1 protein-coding gene is annotated in these 2,061 nt (G+C 66.4%); it reads right to left on the bottom strand.

Annotation, left to right across the window (positions count from 1 at the left end; translation table 11 throughout):
- The coding region (locus tag EN943_RS36685; protein WP_164778596.1) for a ribonuclease E/G at positions 1–2,061 on the bottom strand (2,061 nt) is incomplete at both ends.

Raw genomic sequence — 2,061 nt, 5'->3', positions numbered from 1 at the left:
CGGCTCGACCGGCGCATTCACCGCCGCCGGCTTGCGCCGCGAAGGGCGGGCCTTCGGTGCCTTCTCGACAGCCGCTGCCTCGTCGGACGCAGGGGCCGCCGTCTCGACCGGTGCTGCCGCCTCGGCAGCCGGCTCCTCGGCGACGATTTCGGCCGCGGCCTTCTTCGGCTTGGCGGCACGGCGTGGCTTCTTCGGCTTCTCCGTGCTCGGCGCGTCGTCATTGGCCGGAGCAAGCGCCACCGGCTCTTCGGCCGCTACGGCAACCACCGGCTCGCTGGCGATCACCTCGCTTGCCGAGACTTCGCTATCGGACGCGCCGGCTGCTTCGCCAGCACCTGCCTCAGCCTCGCCTTCACCGTCTTCGCGGCGGTTGCGCTTGCCGCCGCGCTTGCCGCGCCGGCGCTTCTTGCCCTGGCCTTCGTCCGAAGCTTCAGCTGTCTCGGACGTTTCGGCAACACCAACAGGGGCGTTGTCGTCCGCTTCCGTGTCGCCATCGCTGGCGGCCGAGTCGGAGTCCGAAAACTCACCGGCCGGAGCCGAGACGGAAGCACCGTCCGCAGGGGCGCCATGTTCGCGATCGCGATCCTTGCCGCCGCGCCGACGCCGACGCTTGCGGCGCTTGCGGTCGCGGCCTTCGCCTTCCTCGCCACCGGCGGCGGCAGGTCGGGGTTGTTGCTGCGGCTGCTGGCGTGGCTGTTCGGCCTGCACCGGCGCCTCGTCATCCTCCTCCTCGGCGACGACAATCTCGTCCTCGGGTTCTTCCGGCTCGACATAGGCCGGGAAGCTGCGCGCCTCGACAAAGCCTTCCGGCTTTTCAGCCAGCGCGCCGCGGAAGATCGCATAGTGCTGCGAACCCACCGAATCGTCGGCCTCGACGGTGATCGTCAGCCCGAAGCGGCTTTCGAGTTCCACCAGCGTGCCGCGCTTGTGGTTGAGCACGTAGAGTGCGGTGGCCGCCGGGGTCCGCACCGTGATGTGGCTGCGCGAATCCTTGAGCAGGAATTCCTCGATCGCCCGCACCACCATCAGCGCGACCGACGAATCGGAGCGCACATGGCCGGTGCCGCCGCAATGCGGGCAGGGCTTCATGGTCGATTCCAGCACGCTGGCGCGGATGCGCTGGCGTGACATCTCCATCAGGCCGAAATGCGAGATACGGCCGACCTGGATGCGCGCACGATCGTTCTTGAGGTGATCTTTCAGCCGCTTCTCGACGGAACGGTTGTTGCGGTTCTCCTCCATGTCGATGAAGTCGATGACGATCAGGCCGGCGAGGTCGCGCAGCCTGAGCTGACGCGCGACTTCCTCGGCCGCTTCCAGATTGGTGTGGAGCGCGGTGTCCTCGATCGAGTGCTCCTTGGTGGAGCGGCCCGAATTCACGTCGATGGCAACCAGCGCTTCGGTCTGGTTGATGATGATGTAGCCGCCGCTCTTCAGCGTCACCTGCGGCTGCAGCATGCGGTCGAGCTGCGCCTCGATGCCGTTGCGCACGAAGATCGGCGTCGTGTCGCGGAACGGCTGAACCACCTTGGCGTGGCTCGGCATCAGCATACGCATGAAGTCCTTGGCCTCGCGATAGCCTTCCTCGCCGGAGACAAGAATCTCGTCGATATCCTTGTTGTAGAGGTCGCGCACCGAGCGCTTGATCAGGCTGCCTTCCTCGTAGACCAGGGCAGGGGCCGTGGACTGCAAGGTGAGATTGCGGACATTTTCCCAAAGCCGCATCAGATATTCGTAGTCGCGCTTGATCTCCGCCTTGGTGCGGCTCTCGCCGGCGGTGCGCAGGATGACGCCCATGCCCTGCGGCACTTCGAGATCGGCAACGACCTCCTTCAGGCGCTTGCGGTCGACGGCGCTGGTAATCTTGCGCGAAATGCCGCCGCCACGCGCCGTGTTCGGCATCAGCACCGAATAACGGCCGGCCAGCGACAGGTAGGTGGTGAGCGCCGCGCCCTTGTTGCCGCGCTCTTCCTTGACGACCTGCACCAAGAGGATTTGCCGGCGCTTGATCACTTCCTGGATCTTGTACTGGCGGCGCACCGGCTTGCGGCGGTTGCGCAC

The organism is Mesorhizobium sp. M7A.F.Ca.US.006.01.1.1, from assembly GCF_003997935.1.
Classification (GTDB): Bacteria; Pseudomonadota; Alphaproteobacteria; order Rhizobiales; family Rhizobiaceae; genus Mesorhizobium.
Note: the sequence above shows the minus strand (reverse complement) of the source record. Positions and strands in the feature narration are given on the sequence as shown.